The 18,608-nt window shown below is 61.2% G+C and carries 18 protein-coding genes; 9 read left to right on the top strand and 9 right to left on the bottom strand.

Features of this window, described 5'->3' with window-relative positions:
* Window positions 1-7: 7 nt before the first annotated feature.
* Window positions 8-763, bottom strand: coding sequence for an SDR family NAD(P)-dependent oxidoreductase (locus FN060_RS01740; protein WP_142586609.1), 756 nt, complete (start codon window positions 761-763; stop codon window positions 8-10).
* Window positions 764-902: 139 nt separating this feature from the next.
* Window positions 903-1,091: a DUF2735 domain-containing protein gene (locus FN060_RS01735; RefSeq protein WP_142586608.1), complete on the bottom strand. Its 189-nt coding sequence runs from the start codon at window positions 1,089-1,091 to the stop codon at window positions 903-905.
* A gap of 361 nt (window positions 1,092-1,452) precedes the next feature.
* Here FN060_RS01735 and FN060_RS01730 point away from each other — a divergent pair, with 361 nt between their 5' ends.
* Window positions 1,453-2,493: a glutamine synthetase beta-grasp domain-containing protein gene (locus tag FN060_RS01730; RefSeq protein WP_077548851.1), complete on the top strand. Its 1,041-nt coding sequence runs from the start codon at window positions 1,453-1,455 to the stop codon at window positions 2,491-2,493.
* A 150-nt stretch (window positions 2,494-2,643) separates the two neighbouring features.
* Entirely contained in the window at window positions 2,644-3,411 is a 768-nt protein-coding gene (locus FN060_RS01725; protein WP_142586607.1) for an SDR family oxidoreductase, read from the top strand.
* A 64-nt stretch (window positions 3,412-3,475) separates the two neighbouring features.
* Here FN060_RS01725 and FN060_RS01720 read toward each other — a convergent pair whose 3' ends face one another.
* On the bottom strand, window positions 3,476-4,426 hold the full coding sequence (locus tag FN060_RS01720) for a homocysteine S-methyltransferase family protein (RefSeq protein ID WP_142586606.1): 951 nt from the start codon (window positions 4,424-4,426) through the stop codon (window positions 3,476-3,478).
* A 149-nt stretch (window positions 4,427-4,575) separates the two neighbouring features.
* Between FN060_RS01720 and FN060_RS01715 the strand changes: the two genes are divergently transcribed.
* A complete protein-coding gene (locus FN060_RS01715) occupies window positions 4,576-5,271 on the top strand; it encodes a TetR/AcrR family transcriptional regulator (protein ID WP_142586605.1) in 696 nt (231 codons plus the stop codon).
* A gap of 17 nt (window positions 5,272-5,288) precedes the next feature.
* On the opposite strand, the gene FN060_RS01710 is transcribed toward FN060_RS01715, so the two are convergent.
* Genes FN060_RS01710 through denD form a run of 3 tightly spaced genes read right to left on the bottom strand, consistent with a single transcriptional unit; the run spans window position 5,289 to window position 8,946 of the window.
* Window positions 5,289-7,073 (bottom strand): IlvD/Edd family dehydratase, encoded by a 1,785-nt coding sequence (locus FN060_RS01710; protein ID WP_142586604.1) that lies wholly within the window; start codon window positions 7,071-7,073, stop codon window positions 5,289-5,291.
* A 2-nt stretch (window positions 7,074-7,075) separates the two neighbouring features.
* Window positions 7,076-7,963 (bottom strand): NAD(P)-dependent oxidoreductase, encoded by an 888-nt coding sequence (locus tag FN060_RS01705; protein ID WP_142586603.1) that lies wholly within the window; start codon window positions 7,961-7,963, stop codon window positions 7,076-7,078.
* Window positions 7,960-8,946 carry a D-erythronate dehydrogenase gene (gene denD, locus FN060_RS01700; RefSeq protein ID WP_142586602.1) on the bottom strand — a complete coding sequence of 329 codons (987 nt, stop codon included), beginning with the start codon at window positions 8,944-8,946 and terminating at the stop codon, window positions 7,960-7,962. Before denD ends, FN060_RS01705 begins: the two co-directional genes overlap by 4 nt.
* A gap of 178 nt (window positions 8,947-9,124) precedes the next feature.
* Here denD and FN060_RS01695 point away from each other — a divergent pair, with 178 nt between their 5' ends.
* The 6 genes from FN060_RS01695 to FN060_RS01670 all read left to right on the top strand — a co-directional run bounded on the left by FN060_RS01695 (window position 9,125) and on the right by FN060_RS01670 (window position 15,501).
* Complete coding sequence (locus FN060_RS01695; protein ID WP_142586601.1) at window positions 9,125-10,570, top strand: FAD-binding oxidoreductase; 1,446 nt, start codon at window positions 9,125-9,127, stop codon at window positions 10,568-10,570.
* A gap of 30 nt (window positions 10,571-10,600) precedes the next feature.
* The gene (locus tag FN060_RS01690) at window positions 10,601-11,320 is read left to right on the top strand and encodes a FadR/GntR family transcriptional regulator (RefSeq protein ID WP_052640669.1); all 720 of its coding nucleotides are present in this window, start codon (window positions 10,601-10,603) and stop codon (window positions 11,318-11,320) included.
* Window positions 11,321-11,481: 161 nt separating this feature from the next.
* Entirely contained in the window at window positions 11,482-12,627 is a 1,146-nt protein-coding gene (locus FN060_RS01685) for a fumarylacetoacetate hydrolase family protein (RefSeq protein WP_142586757.1), read from the top strand.
* A 17-nt stretch (window positions 12,628-12,644) separates the two neighbouring features.
* Entirely contained in the window at window positions 12,645-13,178 is a 534-nt protein-coding gene (locus tag FN060_RS01680) for a TRAP transporter small permease (RefSeq protein WP_142586600.1), read from the top strand.
* On the top strand, window positions 13,179-14,456 hold the full coding sequence (locus tag FN060_RS01675; RefSeq protein ID WP_142586599.1) for a TRAP transporter large permease: 1,278 nt from the start codon (window positions 13,179-13,181) through the stop codon (window positions 14,454-14,456).
* A 40-nt stretch (window positions 14,457-14,496) separates the two neighbouring features.
* Window positions 14,497-15,501 carry a TRAP transporter substrate-binding protein gene (locus FN060_RS01670; RefSeq protein WP_142586598.1) on the top strand — a complete coding sequence of 335 codons (1,005 nt, stop codon included), beginning with the start codon at window positions 14,497-14,499 and terminating at the stop codon, window positions 15,499-15,501.
* A gap of 187 nt (window positions 15,502-15,688) precedes the next feature.
* Here the strand turns inward: FN060_RS01670 and FN060_RS01665 are convergent, their stop codons facing one another.
* From FN060_RS01665 to FN060_RS01655, 3 genes are read right to left on the bottom strand one after another with little or no spacing between them, the layout of a single operon-like run.
* Complete coding sequence (locus FN060_RS01665) at window positions 15,689-16,606, bottom strand: DMT family transporter (protein WP_210310668.1); 918 nt, start codon at window positions 16,604-16,606, stop codon at window positions 15,689-15,691.
* Between the two features lie 26 nt (window positions 16,607-16,632).
* Window positions 16,633-17,835, bottom strand: coding sequence for a mandelate racemase/muconate lactonizing enzyme family protein (locus tag FN060_RS01660; RefSeq protein ID WP_142586597.1), 1,203 nt, complete (start codon window positions 17,833-17,835; stop codon window positions 16,633-16,635).
* Window positions 17,836-17,850: 15 nt separating this feature from the next.
* Window positions 17,851-18,561: a FadR/GntR family transcriptional regulator gene (locus FN060_RS01655; protein WP_142586596.1), complete on the bottom strand. Its 711-nt coding sequence runs from the start codon at window positions 18,559-18,561 to the stop codon at window positions 17,851-17,853.
* Window positions 18,562-18,608: the final 47 nt, after the last annotated feature.

The following is an 18,608-nucleotide window of genomic DNA, read 5'->3' as shown; positions in this document are numbered from 1 at the left end:
ATCTTGGCTACTGCCGCACCATCCGCTTCGTGATCATGAACAGCAGAGGCCTCGGGAGCGCACGCAGCAGTCTGATCGCCAGTGCCATCTTCCATGGAAAGATGATCTCGAAGCGGTCCGTAGCGAGGCCTCTCAGGATTGTTTTCGCGGCCTCATCGGTGCCGATCAGGAACGGCATCGGAAAGTCGTTCCTTGCGGTCAAGGGTGTTTTGACGAAGCCGGGGTTGATGACGCTCAGCTGCACGCCGGCGCGTTTCAACTCCGGGTACAGGCCCTCGCAAAGCGTGATCAGCGCCGACTTTGTGGCGCCGTAGAATGCGCCGCCCGGAAGCCCGACATATCCCGCGACTGAGGCGATGACGGCGATCCTGCCCGACCTGTTCGCCATCATACCCGGCACGACCGCTTCCAGGCAGTGACCGGTGCCGATGACATTCAGCGTCATGACATCGGCCAGCGCCTGGGAATTGAAGCGCCTGGCGCTGTCGCGCCGGTAGCTTCCGGCGGAGAATATCGCCAGTTCGATCGGACCATGAGCCGCTTCGACGCGGGAGGCGACCAAGAACGTGGCATCGCGATCCGTGACGTCCAGCGGGTAGGCGACGATGTTGCCGGGGTGTTCAGCCTCAAGCTCGGCAAGCTTGTCCTGGCTGCGCGCACTTACAGCAACAGTCCAGCCCTCGCTTGCGAGACCAAGGGCGACGGCGCGTCCAATGCCCGAGCTGGCGCCGGTCACCCAGGCAGTTCTGGAGGCCTCGGACATGAGCGATATCCTCTCGCGGTATCAGTTCTGACGAATGATACGGCAAGTCACGGAACTTGGATCGCTAAAAGGTAAAGAAGGCGACGCCAGACTTGCCGTCTAAGGGCGTCTGTCAGCCTTTATCCGATGCAAGATTTGCTCAGTCGCGGACGGGCGGTGGGCTGGTGTCTCGAACCGCCTCATCGTGGTACCAGCAGGTATCAAGGGCAGCGGCCGCAATCTGAGCTACCCTGTCTCCGGCGACTTTCCCGGTTTCAGCTTTCCGCCGGCCCGACCGGACCGGAAAAGGAATTATCTGGGCAGATCCGAAGTCAACACCTGGGGTCATGTCGTTTCCTTCCCACGGGCTTCGCCGGCACTATCGCACATATTTTGCGCAAATGCACTCTCAGTGGTCACGTATTGCCTCTGTTGTTGGCCAACCTTCCTTGGCAGGCACCTCATGAAACAACGCCGATCGAGTGTTGGCGTTCCGCTTCATGCCGGTTGGAAGCACTAGCTGCAAACAATGGCGCGGAAACTGGGGTATCGACGCGGAAAAGGGCGGAGAGGCCGGGCGAAGGACACGCGGAAGGTACCTTCGTGCAATCTGGCATGAGAGTTGCTTAAGGGGAATATCCGAACCGGCAGGCGTGCTGCGCCGGGCCGGACGGCGATCTGATCGCGGTATCCACGAAGAGAGAGTTCCGATGACGAAATACAAGCTCGAGTACATTTGGCTTGATGGCTACACCCCCGTTCCGAACCTGCGCGGCAAGACGCAGATCAAGGAGTTCGATTCGTTCCCGGCGCTCGAACAGTTGCCGCTCTGGGGCTTCGACGGCTCCTCGACCATGCAGGCCGAGGGTCATAGCTCGGATTGCGTTCTGAAGCCGGTCGCCATCTATCCGGACCCCGCCCGCACCAATGGTGCACTGGTCATGTGCGAAGTCATGATGCCGGACGGCGTCACGCCGCATCCTTCCAACGCACGTGCGACGATCGTCGACGACGAAGATGCGTGGTTCGGCTTCGAGCAGGAATACTTCTTCTACCAGGACGGCCGTCCGCTCGGCTTCCCTGAATATGGGTTCCCGGCCCCCCAGGGTCCTTACTATACCGGCGTGGGCTACAAGAATGTCGGCTCGATCGCTCGCCAGATCGTCGAGGAGCACCTCGACCTTTGCCTTGCTGCCGGCATCAACCATGAAGGCATCAATGCCGAGGTGGCGAAGGGCCAGTGGGAATTTCAGGTCTTCGGTAAGGGGTCCAAGAAAGCCGCCGACCAGATCTGGATGGCGCGCTACCTGCTGCTTCGCCTTTGCGAGAAATATGGCATCGACATTGAATGGCACTGCAAGCCGCTCGGCGATACCGACTGGAACGGCTCGGGCATGCACTGCAACTTCTCGACCAAGTACATGCGTGAAGTCGGCGGCAAAGAGTATTTCGAGGCCCTGATGGCAGCCTTCGGTCGGAACTGGAAGGAGCACATCGACGTCTACGGCCCCGACAACCACATGCGTCTCACGGGCAAGCATGAGACCGCGCCCTGGAACAAGTTCTCCTACGGCGTTGCCGACCGTGGTGCCTCAATCCGCGTGCCGCACTCCTTCGTGAACAATGGCTATCGTGGCTATCTCGAAGACCGCCGCCCGAACTCGCAGGGCTGCCCCTACCAGATCGCCTCCCAGGTCTTGAAGACGATTGCGGAAGTCCCGACGGCTGACTTCGCCCGCAACGCCGCGTAACCCTCCTGCGGCGCCGGACATGCTCCGGCGCCGCAAACCCTGGGGACCAATTGTGCGATCCCCGGTGATCTCCCAGGCCTTGCTGGACAAGGTCCCCGACCGACGCATATGGCTGTCTGCCATGACTGCGCATCACGGGAGACAATGCTCATGAACAATCCGCTCTTCAGCCTGGAGAAACGCACTGCACTGGTGACCGGCTCGTCGCGCGGTCTTGGGCTGGCCATCGCGACCGGACTTGCGGAAGCTGGCGCCGCCATCATTCTCAACGGGGTCAATGCAGACCGTCTCGAGAAGAGTGCGGCAAGACTTCGCGACCGCGGCTTTGCCGTTACCACGGCTGCCTTCGATGTTACCGATGAGGCGTCGGTCGTCGCCGCGTTCGAACGCTTCGATGCCGAGAAGCTGCAAATCGACATTCTCGTCAACAATGCCGGCATCCAGTACCGCAAGCCGATCGTCGAACTCGACAGCGCCAATTGGCAACGCGTCATCGACACCAATCTGACCAGCGCCTTCCTTGTCTCTCGCGAAGCCGCTAAACGAATGCTGCCGCGCAAGCAGGGCAAAGTCGTCAACATCGGCTCATTGATGAGCGGGCTGGGACGGGCGACGGTGGCGCCCTATACCGCGGCCAAGGGCGGTATCAAGACCCTTACCCAGTCGATGGCCGCAGAGTGGGCGGAGCATGGCGTGCAGGCCAATGCCATCGGCCCCGGATATATGCTGACGGACATGAACCAGGCGCTGATCGACAACCCGGAATTTGACAACTGGGTCAAGGGCCGCACGCCCTCGAAGCGCTGGGGAAAGCCGGAGGAGCTGGTTGGTGCTGCCGTCTTCCTGGCATCGGACGCGTCCAACTATGTCAATGGCCAGATCATCTATGTCGACGGCGGCATGAGCGCCGTAATCTAGGTTTAATTCTCTTGGTAAATGATCCTCCGCGGCGATACCGCGGAGGATGTTATCCTTGGATCCACTACTCCGCCGCAACCGGCAGACACGCTTCGCAGATAGCGCTGACGTGCCTGTGGTCGGTGCCGCAGCAGCCACCGAGGACCCGCATCGTGGGGTAACTCCGGCGCAAGTCGCTGTAGCGGTGAGCAAGGTCTACGGGATCCCCGATGTCGATTTCGGTCGCCTCGTCCAGTTCCGCATGGCTTTTGGTTGAAGCATTGGCGCGGACGCCGCCGATCCGTTCTATCCAGCGTTCGCCGCGATTGAGTGCATCCTCGAAATGCGTGGGGTGGGCGCAGTTGACCATGTAGTAGACCGGTGTGCCGCCGGTCTGGCGATCGGTTTCCTCGACCGCCTCGCGAAGCGCCATCCCGCTCGCCAACCGGCCGTCGGTCTCGACCGTGAAAGAGATCACGCAGGGCAGATCTGCCGCGGTCGCAGCCCGGGCGATGCCGATCGCTTCCTCGACGTTGTTCATGGTGATGGCGCTTACCATGTCGATTTCGGATCCGGCGAAGGCGCCGATCTGGAAGGCGTGATAGGACTGCGCCTCATCGACGGTCATCGAACCCGCCTTATAGCCGTCGCCGCGCGGACCGAGCACCCCGTTGAGGACGATCGGCAGTCCAGGCCGTTCCCATAGTTCCCGCAAGGACGCGACATAGGCGACGGAACGGCGATTAATGGCGGCAAGGCCCTCGAGGTTGTAGCCGAGTTGTGCTGCCCAATCCGGGTTCGCTCGCCACGTCGGCGTGTCCAGAATGAACCCGAGGCCCCTTTCTCTCGCAATTGCCAGGTAGGCTTCATAGTATTCCGTCAGCTCCTGCCGCCCCTGCTCGTCATCGACGAGTGGAAAGGATGCAAAGAGCGGCAGGTCGATGCCGCGCTGGAACAGCAGGGTTGTCTCGAGTCCTCCATCCGTCAGGAAGGTTCCACCCTCCAGTTGTGGCAGTCGTGATCTGTATTTTGTCATGAGTTACTCCCGTGTTAGTATTTCTCGGCTTGGGGCCGGCCATTGTATTGACCCACGGGTTTTCGCCGCATAACGGACCAGGAAATAGTAAGCTCGCGGTCAAGCTCGACTTGCCGTGACATAAATTCTCTAAGTATCAGGAGGTTAAGATGCTGACTTCCGCAGTCGTCGGACTAGGTGAGCCGTCCGGTGAGCCCGAAACTGCACCCGCGGTACAGCGATTTCCTGCGCCCAGGCGTGCCAAGGGCGAGGCGACCCGCCAGCGACTGCTCGAGATCGCGCAGGCTTCGGTCCTTGCCAAAGGGTTTGCGGCGACGTCGATTGACGAAGTGATCGCAGAGGCCGGCATAACCAAGAGCGGCTTCTTCTATCACTTCCGGGACAAGAACGAACTGGCGCGCGCAATGCTGCAGCGCTACGTCGAAGAGAACGACGAAATATTCGACGAGATCTTCGGCCGCGCGCAGGAACTCACGGACGATCCCCTGCAATCATACCTGCTTGGCCTGAAGCTGCTCGCGGAAATGACACGGGATCTGCCCGGAGGCCATCCTGGGTGCCTTGTTGCTTCCATCTGCTACCAGGAGCGACTGTTCGACCATCAGGTCCACGCCCTCAACGCATCCTCCGTCCGCAGGTGGAACGCGCGGTTTCACGGCTATCTGACAGAGATTGCGGCCGTCTACCCGCCGCGGGAAGAGGTGTCCCTTGAGGATATTGCCGAAACGCTGACCTGCATCTTCGATGGCGCCATCATCATGTCGAAGGCGTTGAAGGACCCGGGCCAGCTCGAGAGGCAGGTTCTGTCCTACAGGACCTTCATTAAGATCCTGTTCGGCCGCTGAACCTGCCTTCACTGATGCTAGTGGTTGTGCCTCGGCGGCGTTTTCGCGATCTGCCGGAAGTCGGCCGCGCCCTCCAGGACGGCGCCGTCCGAGAGCTGTGTTACGGACTTTCGATAGATGCGTTGCCAGGGAGTGGCGTCTGCGGGCACCGCCGGAATGCCTTCTGCCTTGCGCCGCTCGATCTCCTCGGGCGCCACTAGCATGTCGCAGCGTCCCTGGTTGAGGTCGATGCGGATGATGTCGCCGGTGCGCAGCCAGGCAAGCCCGCCACCTGCCGCGCTTTCCGGCGAGGCATTGAGGATGGAGGGACTGTCTGCCGTGCCCGACTGGCGACCATCACCGATTGTCGGAAGGCTCATGATGCCCTGCTTGAGGATATGATCCGGCGGCTGCATGTTAACGACTTCGGCCGAACCGGGCCAACCCAGAGGGCCAGCACCGCGGATCACCAGGATCGTGTTCACGTCGATGTCGAGCGACGGATCATTGATGCGATGATGATAGTCTTCCGAACCGTCGAAGACGACCGCCTTTCCCTCGAACACGCCCTCACGTCCGGGCTCCTGCAGGTAGCGCTCGCGGAAGCCTTCGGAGATGACGCTGGTCTTCATGATGGCGAAGTCGAAGAGATTGCCCTTCAGCACCAGGAAGCCCGCCTTGTCCCTCAGGGGCTGATCGAACGGGTAGATGACCTCGCGATCCGTGGCCTCCCTACCTTCCAGGTTTTCCGCAACCGTCTTGCCGGTTACGGTGCGACAGCTGCCGTCAAGCTTTCCAGCCTGCAGCAGTTCCCACATGATGGCTGGTGTGCCGCCAGCGCGGTGATAGCGTTCCCCGAGATACTTGCCGGCTGGCTGGACATTGGCGAGCAGCGGGATGTCGAACCCGTGAACCTGCCAGTCGTCCGGGAAAAATTCGACACCTGCATGCTTAGCCATCGCGGCAAGATGCGGTTGTGCATTGGTCGAACCGCCGATCGCGGAATTGACACGGACCGCATTGAGGAATGCTTCGCGGGTCAGGATGTCGGATGGCTTCACGTCCTCCCAGACCAGTTCCACCGCCCGGCGACCGGTGCGGTAGGCCATTTGTCCACGCTCCCGATAGGCCGCGGGAATGGCGCCGCATCCCGTGAGCGACATGCCGAGCGCCTCGGCCAACGCGTTCATGGTCGAGGCCGTCCCCATGGTATTGCAGTGGCCGACGGACGGGGCGGAATCGAGCGCTGCCTGAAGGAATTCGTCACGGTCTATTTCGCCGGCTGCGAACTTCCGGCGCATGCGCCAGATGACGGTGCCGGAGCCGACGAGATCGCCTTCGTGCCAGCCGTCGAGCATCGGTCCGCCGGAGAGCACGATGGCCGGAATGTCGACGGTCGAGGCGGCCATGATCGCCGAGGGCGTGGTCTTGTCGCAGCCGGTGGTCAAGACGACGCCGTCTAGCGGGTAGCCATACAGAACCTCGACCAAGCTCAGATACGCGAGGTTACGGTCAAGTGCCGCGGTCGGGCGCTTGCAGTTCTCGAAGATCGGATGCGTGGGGAACTCGATCGGAATGCCACCCGCATCCCGGATGCCGTCCCGCACGCGCTTGACCAGTTCGACATGGACCCGGTTGCAGGGAGTGAGATCGCTGCCGCTCTGGGCAATGCCGATTACCGGCTTGCCGGAACGCAGTTCCTCCGGCGTGACGCCGTAGTTCATGAAGCGCTCGAGGTAGAGTGCCGTCAGGTCGATATGGTCGGGGTTGTCGAACCAGTCCTGCGAGCGGAGGCGGCGCTTCGGGGTCGTGTTGTCGCTCATGGCTATGCCTGATCTTTCCGGTTGAGCTCTTCGAGATGAAGGAGGAGGCCGCTATGGTCCTTTTCGGCGCCGCCTTCGGCCACGAAATCGGCGAACTCCTGGCGGACCTGACGGGTCAGCGGCAGGGTCAGCGACAGGCTTTCGGCCATGGCCATGACCGCGTCGAGATCCTTGAGCTGGTTGGCGGATGCACCGCCGGGAACGAAGTTCCGCTCGACCATTCGCTGGCCGTGCAGCTCAAGAATACGGCTTTCGGCAAAGCCACCGCGGATCGCGTCCCGGAAGGCGGCACGCGAAGCGCCACCGGCTTCGGCCAGGATCATCGCCTCTGCGACCGCGCCGATGGTGACGGCGACGATCTGCTGGTTGGCGAGCTTGCAAATCTGGCCTGCGCCGCTCGGGCCGACATGCGTGACGCGGCCGAGGGCGGCGAAGACGTCGCTCAATGCTGCGACATCGGCGGCATCACCGCCGGCCATGATGGCAAGCGTGCCAGCGGCAGCGCCGGCGGTGCCGCCGGAAACTGGTGCGTCGAGGCTGCGGATCCCCCGGTCGGCTAGGCGATCGGCGTTTTCCTTCGCGATCGGCGGGGCGAGGGAACTGCAATCCACGAAGATCGCATCCTTCGGCATGGCGTCTGCCACGCCCTTGTCGAACAGGATTTCGCTGACCGCCGCGCCGTTCGTCAGCATCGTGAAGACAACGTCCGCCTCCGCCGCGGCTTCGGAAGGTGAATGCACCTGCCGCGCGCCGTCCGCGACAAGGGGAGCGGCCTTCGCGCCGTCGCGGTTCCATACGGTGACGGGAAAACCGGCCTTCAGGAGGCAGCGCACCATGGGTGCGCCCATCAAGCCGGTGCCCAGAAAGGCAATCTTCTTCTTGGCCGTCATGGCAGCTTGCCTCCCAGTTCATCCTCGATGTGGACCCGAATGATCTCGTCGAAGGAGGTCTCGGCGGTAAAGCCCAGTTCCCTCGCCCGTTTCGCCTCGAAGCCAGGTGCCCAGCCGGCGACCATCTTCATGATCATCTCGTCGGGCTCGCGGCGGATCAGCGCGACTGCCTTGTCGCCGGCAACGCGGCGCAATGCTTCGATCTGCTCGCCGACCGTCGCGCTGAGACCGGGCATCGAAAGATTGCGGCGCGGACCGACCTTGTCGAGATCCATGGTTGCGCCATGGATCAGGAAGCCGACCGCGGAGCGCGGCGACGTATGCCAATGGCGAACGTCTTCGGAGACAGGAAGCACCGCTTCCTGTCCTACCAATGGCTCGCGCAGGATGTTGGAGAAGAAGCCAGAAGCTGCCTTGTTCGGCTTGCCCGGCCGGATGCAGATCGTCGGCAGGCGAATGCCAATGCCATCGAAGAAGCCGCGGCGGGTGTAATCGGACAGCAGCAGTTCGCAGATTGCCTTCTGGGTGCCGTAGCTCGTCAGCGGGGTGAGGTGGAAATCGTCCGGGATCGGGAAGGGCAGCGGTGCTCCGACGACGGCGATCGAGGAGGTGAAGACGACGCGGGGCTTATAGCCGTCGGCGTTATGGGCCAGGCGGATTGCATCGAAGAGATAGCGGGTGCCGTCCAGGTTGATGCGGTAGCCCTTGTCGAAGTCGAGCTCTGCCTCACCGGAAACGATGGCGGCGAGGTGGAAGATGACATCGGGGCGACCGGCAACCAGCTTCTCGGCTTCGCCCGGTGCCGAAAGGTCGCTTTCGCGCGCGTCCACGACACCCGAAAAGCCAGCCGGGGGTTCCGGCTTCACCACATCGACGAGTGTCAACTTGTCGACCGCCTTTCCGCCGAGCGTCTTGTCCGCGACGAGTCGCTGCGTGAGCTTGCGGCCAACCATACCGGCGGCCCCGATGATGAGAATGTGCATGGGGTGCTTTCCCTCCTGGCGAAGTGTCGCTGCCTGAGGGGCCTCAGGTGCGACTAAGATCCTGCTTGTAAGGTTGTCTGATAACTTTATATGGTCGCATTGAAAACTGTTATTTCCATGCCGCCGGGCTCGCCGATCCACGTAATCGATGCCGGCGGCGAGCAGGGGCACGAGGCACATGATACAGGATACTACCGCTTCCATGGCCGAATGGCGGGTAAAGCTGCGCAGCACGCTGGGCGACGACATCGTCCTCAGCGAGAGCGATGAGATGCTTCCCTACTGCCGGGATTGGCACGGTGACGTGACCAGCAACGCGGTGGCGGTCCTAAGGCCGCGCTCGACGGAGCAGGTGGCGCAGGCAGTAAAGTTGTGCAGCGAACTTGGCCTATCGATCGTGCCCCAGGGGGGCAATACCGGCCTTGTTCTCGGCGCCGTCCCGGATGCGGATGCCAACCAGGTGGTGCTGTGCCTTGAGCGGATGAACAGGATCCGACAGATCGATGCGGACGATTTTTCCGCCGTGGTCGAAGCCGGCTGCATCCTCTCCGAGCTCAAGGACGCGATCGCGGAAAAAGAAATGTTCTTTCCGCTTGCACTCGGCGCCCAGGGCACGTGCCGGATCGGCGGGAATGTCTCCACAAATGCGGGGGGCATCAATGTCTTGCGCTACGGGATGACGCGTGAGCTGATCTTCGGCCTCGAAGTGGTACTGCCGGACGGCAGCATCTTTGACGGGCTATCGACGCTGCGAAAGGACAATCGCGGTATCGACCTGAAGCAGTTGTTCATCGGAGCCGAGGGAACACTGGGCATCATCACGGCCGTCTCCGTAAAGCTGACGCCCTATCCGGACCAGGTGGCGACGGCGCTTCTCGGGCTTGCCTCGCTCGATGACGCCATCAAATTGTTCCGCCGGGCGCGCCGCGACTGCTGCGACCTGATGTCCGCCTTCGAGTTCATGCCGCCGCTGGCCTTCACACTGGCGAAGGAGGCGATGCCGGACCTGCCGATCCCGATCGCCGCCGACTATCCCGCCTATGTTTTGATGGAGATATCCGGCTCCGGTCTCGTCGATATCGACGACCTCATGGGCCGCTTCCTCGAGGCAGTCATGGAGGAGGGCATCGTGCTCGATGGCACGATTGCGGCATCGCAGACGCAGGCCCGCAACCTGTGGCTCATTCGCGAGGGCATGAACGAAGGGCAGGCGAAGCGCGGCATGCATCTGCGGACCGATGTCTCCGTCAAGCTGTCGCAGCTGGCGAACTTCGTCGCCGAGGCGGAGAAGGCGGTCGCGGAAGCCGTGCGGGGATCGACCTGCGTCTCCTATGGCCATGTTGGCGACGGCAATGTTCACCTCAACGTCCTTCCGGCGGCCGAGGCGACGCTGGAGCAGAGGATCGAGCAGATCTACAAGGCGAAGGGCGCGATCAACGCTGTACTCGACCGTTATCAGGGGAGTATCAGCGCCGAGCACGGTATCGGCCGCTTGAAGCGGGCCGATTTCGAGGCGCGCCTGTCGCCGGTGCGGCGCCAGTTGCTGACCGCGCTGAAGAAGGCAATCGATCCGGACATGATGATGAACCCCGGCTGCCAATTGAAATTTTCCACGAACTCGTAGAACTAGGGGTGATGCCAGGGGAGGGCGGACGTGGCTGTTGCCGATTTCAACCAGATCAGACGCAGTGAGCATCTGCCGGCGCGGATCGCCGGCCAGATCGGCCGGGAGATCCTGGAGGGGCGGATAGCACCCGGTGAGAAGCTTCCGACCGAGCATCTGCTGGCCAAGACCTTCGGGGTCAGCCGATCGGTGGTCCGGGAGGCGATCGCCCAGCTGCGGAACGAAGGTCTCGTCGAGACGAGGCAGGGTGTCGGAGCCTTCGCTACCGAGTTTGGTCAGCGGCAATCGCTGAGGATAGAGCAGGGTGACCTGACCGACCGCGAAGCATTCAAGAACCTCTACCAGCTGCGTATGCCGCTGGAAATCGAAGCTGCGGGACTTGCAGCGTTGCACCATACCGCGGACGATCTTGCGCGCCTTGACGAAACGCTTGAGCAGATGACGGGTGCCGAAAAGTGGACCGAGCAGGGGATTGTTGCCGATCTGGCGTTCCATCGAGTCGTCGCCACAGCAACTCAAAACGAATATTTTCCCCTCTTCATTGGCTTCATCGCCGAACGAATAAGCCTCGCAATCAAGGCTGCTCGTGCCAAAGCCGTTCTGGAGGAGATCGTTGAGGTCACCATTGCAGAGCACGTGGCGATCCGCGATGCCATCGTCAGCCGTGACCCGGCCAGGGCGCGCGATGCCATGCGCCAGCACCTGATCAAGGCTGCGGGGCGCTTGGATCTTACCCTGGAAACTTGCTGATCTTTCTCTGCCGACATTTACCCAGTTTTCCCTAGAAGGGGGCTGGTGACTGGACAGGGCGGAAAAGTCATACTAGAAACGCCGACGCTTGTCAGACATCCTGACAATCAGGGAGATTTGGCATCTCCCGCCAAGGAGGAAAATTGGTGAAGTCCGAGACGATGTTGCGCGCACAGTCTATCCTGCCGCAAGATGCAGATGATGCTCTGCTGGTTGGCCGGGTTTGGTCGAAGGCTGGCAATGGCCCCTGCCCCGTTCTCTACAGGTCGGGCAGCATCTTCGATCTTTCGCCATTGGCGCCGACGCTATCCGGACTTCTCGAGCATGAAGACCTAGTGGCCCGTCTTCGAACCGCCACAGACCTCAACGCGCTCGGGACCCTGGACCAGTTCCTGGACGGCTCTGCGGGCGATCTTCTTGCCCCGGCCGACCTGCAGGCGATCAAGGCCGCTGGCGTGACCTTTGCCGACAGTATGCTTGAACGCGTGATCGAAGAGCAGGCCAAGGGCGATCCGCTCCGGGCACAGGAGATCCGCGGCCGGCTGGCGCCGGTGCTGGGCGACAACCTGAAAGGGCTCGTCGCCGGCTCGGAGAAGGCTGCCGAAGTCAAGAAGCTCCTCCAGGAGCTTGGCCTGTGGTCGCAGTACCTGGAAGTCGGCATCGGACCGGATGCGGAGATCTTCACCAAGGCGCAGCCCATGTCCTCCGTCGGCTGTGGCGCGACCATCGGCATTCACCCGAAGTCGGACTGGAATAATCCCGAGCCGGAGGTGGTCCTGGCCGTCACCTCGGCCGGCAGGATCGTCGGCGCAACGCTCGGCAACGACGTGAACCTGCGCGACTTCGAGGGACGGTCTGCCCTTCTCCTCAGCAAGGCCAAGGACAATAACGCCTCCTGCGCACTCGGGCCGTTCATCCGCCTGTTCGACGATCGCTTCACCCTGGAGGATGTCAAGCAGGCCGAAGTGTCGCTTGATGTTGAGGGCAGCGATGGCTTCAGGATGACTGGACTGAGCCCGATGGCCGCTATCAGCCGGTCGCCGGAAGACCTCGTGGGCCAGTTGCTCAACGAGAACCATCAATACCCGGACGGCGTCGTCTTCTTCCTCGGGACCATGTTCGCGCCGGTCAAGGATCGTCGCGGGGCGGGGCTCGGATTCACCCATGAGATAGGTGATCGCGTGGAAATCTCGACGCCGCGGCTTGGTCGACTTATAAATTGGGTGGAAACCAGCGACCGCTGCCCGAAGTGGAGCTTCGGCCTCGGGGCCTTGATGAAGAACCTGGCCCAGCGTGGGCTCTTGTAATCAACGGGAGGGACACGATGCAAAGGGCGATCGATCTTTTCTATAAGTTTCTAGAATTCCTGCTGATCGTGCTGCTTTCCGGCATGGCCATCATGGTATTCCTGAACGTCGTACTGCGCTACGGCTTCAACTCGGGACTGAACGTGTCCGATGAGCTGTCGCGGTACTTTTTCGTATGGGTGACGTTCATTGGCGCCGTGGTTACGTTTCGTGAACATTCCCATGTGGGCGTCGAGACGCTGGTGATGATGTTCGGACGCCGTGGACGCATCATCTGCATGATCCTGTCGAACATCATCATCATTGCCGTGTCGGCTATCTTCTTCTGGGGAACCTGGAAGCAGGCACCGATCAATGCCAGCATGGTGGCCCCCGTTACCAAGCTGCCGATGATCTGGGTCTATGGCATCGGCTTCTTTACCGGCGCCGGCGTTGTCATTATCGCATTGGAGCGCCTGTTCCGCCTGCTGACCGGCAGGATCACGGAAGAGGAAATCGCCGCCTTCGCCGGAGAGCACATGTCACTCGAGCAGCTGTCGGAGCGCACATAAATGACTCTGGGTGTCTTTATAGTATCGCTTCTCGGCGCCATGGCGATCGGCGTCCCGGTTGCCTTCTCCCTGATGTTCTGCGGCGTGATGCTCATGTGGTACATGGGCATGTTCAACACGCAGATCATAGCCCAGAACATGATCGCGGGCGCGGATACTTTCACGCTCCTCGCTATCCCCTTCTTCATTCTCGCCGGCGAACTCATGAACGCCGGAGGTCTATCGCGGCGCATCATCGACTTTGCGATCGCATGCGTCGGCCACATTCGTGGCGGACTCGGTATCGTTGCCATCATGGCAGCCGTTATCATGGCCAGTATCTCTGGCTCTGCTGCCGCCGACACTGCCGCACTCGCGGCTATCCTTATTCCTATGATGGCCAAGGCTGGCTACAACGTGCCGCGTTCGGCTGGCCTGATCGCTGCAGGCGGCGTGATTGCGCCTGTCATTCCGCCATCGATGGCCTTCATCGTTTTCGGCGTCGCGGCCAACGTGTCGATTACCCAATTGTTCATGGCCGGCATTGTGCCCGGTTTGTTGATGGGAATTGCACTCGTCATCACCTGGCTGATCGTTGTCCGCAAGGACAAGGTTGAGACGCTGCCGCGCACTGATGCCAAGGAACGCCTGCGTGCCACGGGGCGCGCGCTCTGGGCCCTAGGCATGCCCGTCATCATCCTTGGCGGGATCAAGATGGGCGTCGTCACTCCGACGGAAGCGGCCGTGGTCGCCGCGGCCTATGCGCTCTTCGTCGGCATGGTGATCTATCGCGAGTTGAAGCCGCGCGAATTACCGGGGGTCATCCTGCAGGCCGCAAAGACGACTGCGGTGATCATGTTCCTCGTCTGCGCCGCACTTGTATCGTCATGGTTGATCACTGCGGCTAACATCCCGGCAGAAATTACAGGCTTCATCGAGCCCCTGATCGATCGCCCGATGCTGCTGATGTTCGTGATCATGCTGGTGGTCCTCGTCGTCGGGACTGCACTCGACCTGACGCCTACGATCTTGATCCTAACGCCAGTGTTGATGCCGATCATCAAGCAAGCCGGAATCGATCCGGTCTATTTTGGCGTGCTGTTCATCATGAACACTTGCATCGGGCTGCTGACGCCGCCGGTCGGCGTCGTGCTCAACGTCGTCAGCGGCGTCGGTCGCGTCCCTCTCGGAAAGGTGACCGTCGGCGTATGGCCGTTCCTCGTCACGCAGGTTCTCGTCCTTTTCCTGCTCGTCCTGTTCCCCGACATCGTCCTCGTGCCCGCACGATGGCTCTACTGATCCGCAACCCCTCAACAACTTATCCAAGGGAGGATATATCATGAGGAAAATGCTTCTTGCCACGACTGCTATTGCGTTCGGCCTGTCGGCTGCAGCGCCGGCCTTCGCGGAGTTCAACGACCGCAACATCCGCGTTTCGAACGGCATCAATGAAGACCATCCGGTCGGCAACGGCATCAAGGCCATGCAGGCCTGCCTCGACGAGAAGTCGGGCGGCAAGCTGAAGCTGACTGCATTCTGGGGCGGCGCGCTGGGCGGTGACCTTCAGGCAACGCAGGCACTTCGCTCCGGCGTCCAGGAAGCCGTCGTCACCTCGTCGTCCCCGCTGGTCGGCATCATTCCGGCGCTCGGCGTATTCGACCTGCCGTTCCTGTTCGCAAGCCCGGAAGAGGCCTATCAGGTCCTCGACGGCGAGTTCGGCGACATGATGAGCCAGAAGCTCGAAGAAGCCGGTCTCGTCAATCTCGGCTACTGGGAGAACGGTTTCCGCAACCTCTCCAACTCGGTTCGTCCCGTCACCAAGTGGGAAGACTTCGAAGGGATGAAGGTTCGCGTCATGCAGAACGACATCTTCCTCGACACGTTCCAGAACCTTGGCGCCAACGCTACGCCGATGGCATTCGGTGAGGTGTTCTCGGCACTGGAAACCAATGCGATCGACGCCCAAGAAAACCCCTATGTTACGATCGACACTTCGAAGTTCTACGAAGTGCAGAAGTACGTGACCGAGACGAACCACGCCTACACGCCGTTCCTCTTCCTGTTCTCCAAGGCAATCTTCGATACGTACACTCCGGAAGAGCAGGCAGCCCTGCGCGAATGCGCGATCGTCGGCCGTGACGAAGAGCGCAAGGTCATCCAGGACCTCAACAAGAAGTCGCTGGAAAAGATCAAGGAAGCCGGTCTCGAAGTGAACGTCCTCTCTGAGGAAGAGCAGGCTCGTATCCGCGAGAAGTCGATGGTCGTTTACGAGAAGCACAAGGCAACCATCGGTGCGGATGTCGTCGACGGTATCCTCGCCAAGCTGGAAGAGATCCGCAAGTAACGGATCTACCTTGCGTGGCTGCGTTTGCAGCCGCCCATCAGGAGAGGCTCGGGACGATGTCCCGGGCCTCTTTTTTGTTTCCACCCCGCACAGGTGACCCACCTTCCACCTCTTCAGATGAACGAGAGGCATGAAAAAGCCGCCCCGAAGGGCGGCCTGTCCTGGTCGCACGTCGAAACCGCGAAGTTTACGGCACCTCCATCGGACGATCCTGTTTCTTCTTCAACATCTGTTCCCGGATGAAAATGAACAGACCCGAAGCAATGATCAATGCAGCGCCGACCATCATTGTGAGGCGCGGAACATCGCCGAAGAACATCCACCCGAAGATCACTGCGTAGAGCAGCAGCGTATACTGCAGCGGAGCGACCGTCGCGGCATCGGACATCTTGAGCGCCCGATTGACGAGCATGTGTGCGGACATTGCCACGACGCCAAGCAGCCCGAGCAACAGAAGGTCGGTCTGGGACTGGATGGGCGACCAGTCGAACGGCGCGAAGATGAGGCCAGCCAAGCCGGCGGCGCCGGTTTGGAACAGAACCAGCGTCGTATCCGGTGTGCCGCGCAGGAAGCGGCCGGAGATCATCATGAAGGCGAATGCTGCACTGCCGATGATGGAGATGATCGCAGGCAAGGTGAACATGGCGCTCGAGGGCTCAAGTGCAATGATGACACCGACAAATCCGATCGCAATCGCTGTCCAGCGCCGCCAGCCCACGCGTTCGCCCAACAGGAATGGAGAAAGTGCGGCCACGTAGATCGGAGCCGCGAGCCAGAACGTCATTACATCGGCCAGCGGCAGGTACATGACGGCATAGTAGAAGCAGAACACCTCACCCGTGGAAAAGAGTACCCGGGCAAGCTGCATGCCCTTTCGCTCCGCATTCACGATGGGGGCGAGACCCGCCTTCCACAACAGCGGCGACAGAATGATGAGGGCTGCCACGCTACGGATCAGGATGACCTGACCCAGTCCATAGGAGGACACGAGCCATTTTCCCATGGCATCGTTCAGGGCAAACAACAGCATTCCCAGCAACATGACCAGCGGCCCGGCTGCAGATGAGACCCCGAACCCGGCCGCAGCCGAAGCGATCTTGGTCATGATTCCTCCCGAAAAAATGCGTGGCGTCAGATGGTGGAGGCGTCGGAGAATCGACGACTGACGGTGAAGGTCTTCTCTAGCTCCGGATGCAGTTCCATGCCAAGGCCGGGACCCGGCGGAACGGTGATCATGCCATTCTTGACCTCCGGAAGCGCGGTCACGAGATCGCGGTACCAGGTCTTGTAGAAGGCGCGGACACTTTCCTGGACAAGGGCATTCGGGGCATTCAGCGATAGGTGGGTCGAGGCGCAAAGAACCACCGGCCCGGTGCAGTCATGCGGGGCGACCGGCAGGTGCCATGCTTCGGCCATGGACGCGATCTTGCGCGCCTCCGACAGGCCGCCGCACCAGGATATGTCGAGCATGACAATGCCCGCGGCTCCCGTTTCCAGGTAATCGCGGAAGCCCCAGCGGGTCGCCAGCGTTTCGGATGCGGAAATCGGCGCCGGCGAGACTTCGGCATAGCGCTTCAGGCTCGACAGGCTGTCCATCTTGATCGGGTCTTCATGCCAGAAGGTCTGGTATGGCTCGAGCGCCTTGGCGATCTGCATGGCCGGCAGGAGCTGCCACATGGAGTGAAACTCCACCATGATATCGATCTTGTCGCCGACAGCCTTGCGGATCTTTTCGAAGGGCTCGAGGGCGAGCTTCAGGTCGGGCATCGAGATATATTGGCCGCGCGTCTTTTCTGCGGCTGCATCGAAGGGCCAGATCTTCATCGCGGTTATGCCGTCCGCGAGCAGCGATTCCGCCAACTCGTCGGCGCGGTGCAGGAAGCCGTTCAGGTCGTCGTAGGCGGTGCCTCCGGTGAGGCCGTAGTTTGCGGTCGTCTGGCCGGTGTTCTTCTTGATGTATTCGGTGCCGGCGCAGGTGTTGTAGGTCCGGATCTCTTTGCGGCTGAAGCCACCGAGCAACTGGGCGATCGGCTGGTTCGTCACCTTGCCGAAGATGTCCCAAAGTGCGATGTCGAAGGCAGAATTCCCTCGGACCTCTGCGCCGGACGACCGGAAGCCGAGATAGCCCACCAATTCGTTCGCCAATAGATCGATCTGCAGCGGGTCGCGGCCGATGACGCGTGGCGCGACGTATTCGTGCATATAGCTTTCCACCGTCTCCGCGCCGAAGAATGTCTCCCCGAGCCCCGTGATGCCTTCGTCGGTGTGGACGAGGACCCAGAGGAGATTGCTGCGCTCGGCGATGCGCACGGTTTCGAGCCGGGTGATCTTCATGATGATTTCCTGTTGTCAGATAAGGCCCGCGCGCAGCAGGGCCTTGATACTCTGGTCGAAATGCTCATCCATCAGGCGCGCTGCTGCTGTGGGTTCTCCGGCAGCGATTGCGTCGGCAATCGCAACGTGGAGTTCGCTCATCGCCTGCCGCTCATCGTCGCTCGTGCGACTTTTCCAGCCTATCGGCCACGTCTGTCGGGTGACGCCGCCGAAGGCACCGATGATCAAGGCGAACAGGGGGTTGCAGGAGGCGTGGGCGATGGCAAGATGCAAGGCAATGTCGTGCTCCATCACCTTTCGCGGATCGTTACGTCTCTCGAGCATCGCGCGGGCATGAGCCGATATCGCCCTTGCCTCCGCATCCGTCCGGCGCAGGGCTGCCAGGGCCGCGGTACGGGCTTCTATGGTTCGGCGTGCCTCGTAGATCTGCTGGATATCGATCTGATCCGTTACCACGCCGTGCTCGATCGTGAGCGAGAATGCGTCGTCATCCAGTTGCGCTACGGTCGGGCGCTTGCCGGCGCCAAGCTGGACAAGATGGAGCGCAGCCAGTGATCTGAGGGCTTCACGAATCACCGTGCGCGATACCTGAAGTTCTTTCGACAGGGTGCCTTCGGCAGGGAGGCGATCACCTGGTTTCAGGTCTCGATCACGAATAAGCCGGGCGATCGCCGTGACCGCGCCGCCCACATAGTCGCTCCTGATCTGACCCTGAGGTTCAAGCATGTCCTACATTCTTCTGAAACCTGTATGATAGGTTTTACGAGCGTCGC

The sequence above is a fragment of the Pseudorhizobium halotolerans genome, assembly GCF_902153235.2.
Taxonomy (GTDB): Bacteria; Pseudomonadota; Alphaproteobacteria; order Rhizobiales; family Rhizobiaceae; genus Neorhizobium; species Neorhizobium flavum.
Note: the sequence above shows the minus strand (reverse complement) of the source record. Positions and strands in the feature narration are given on the sequence as shown.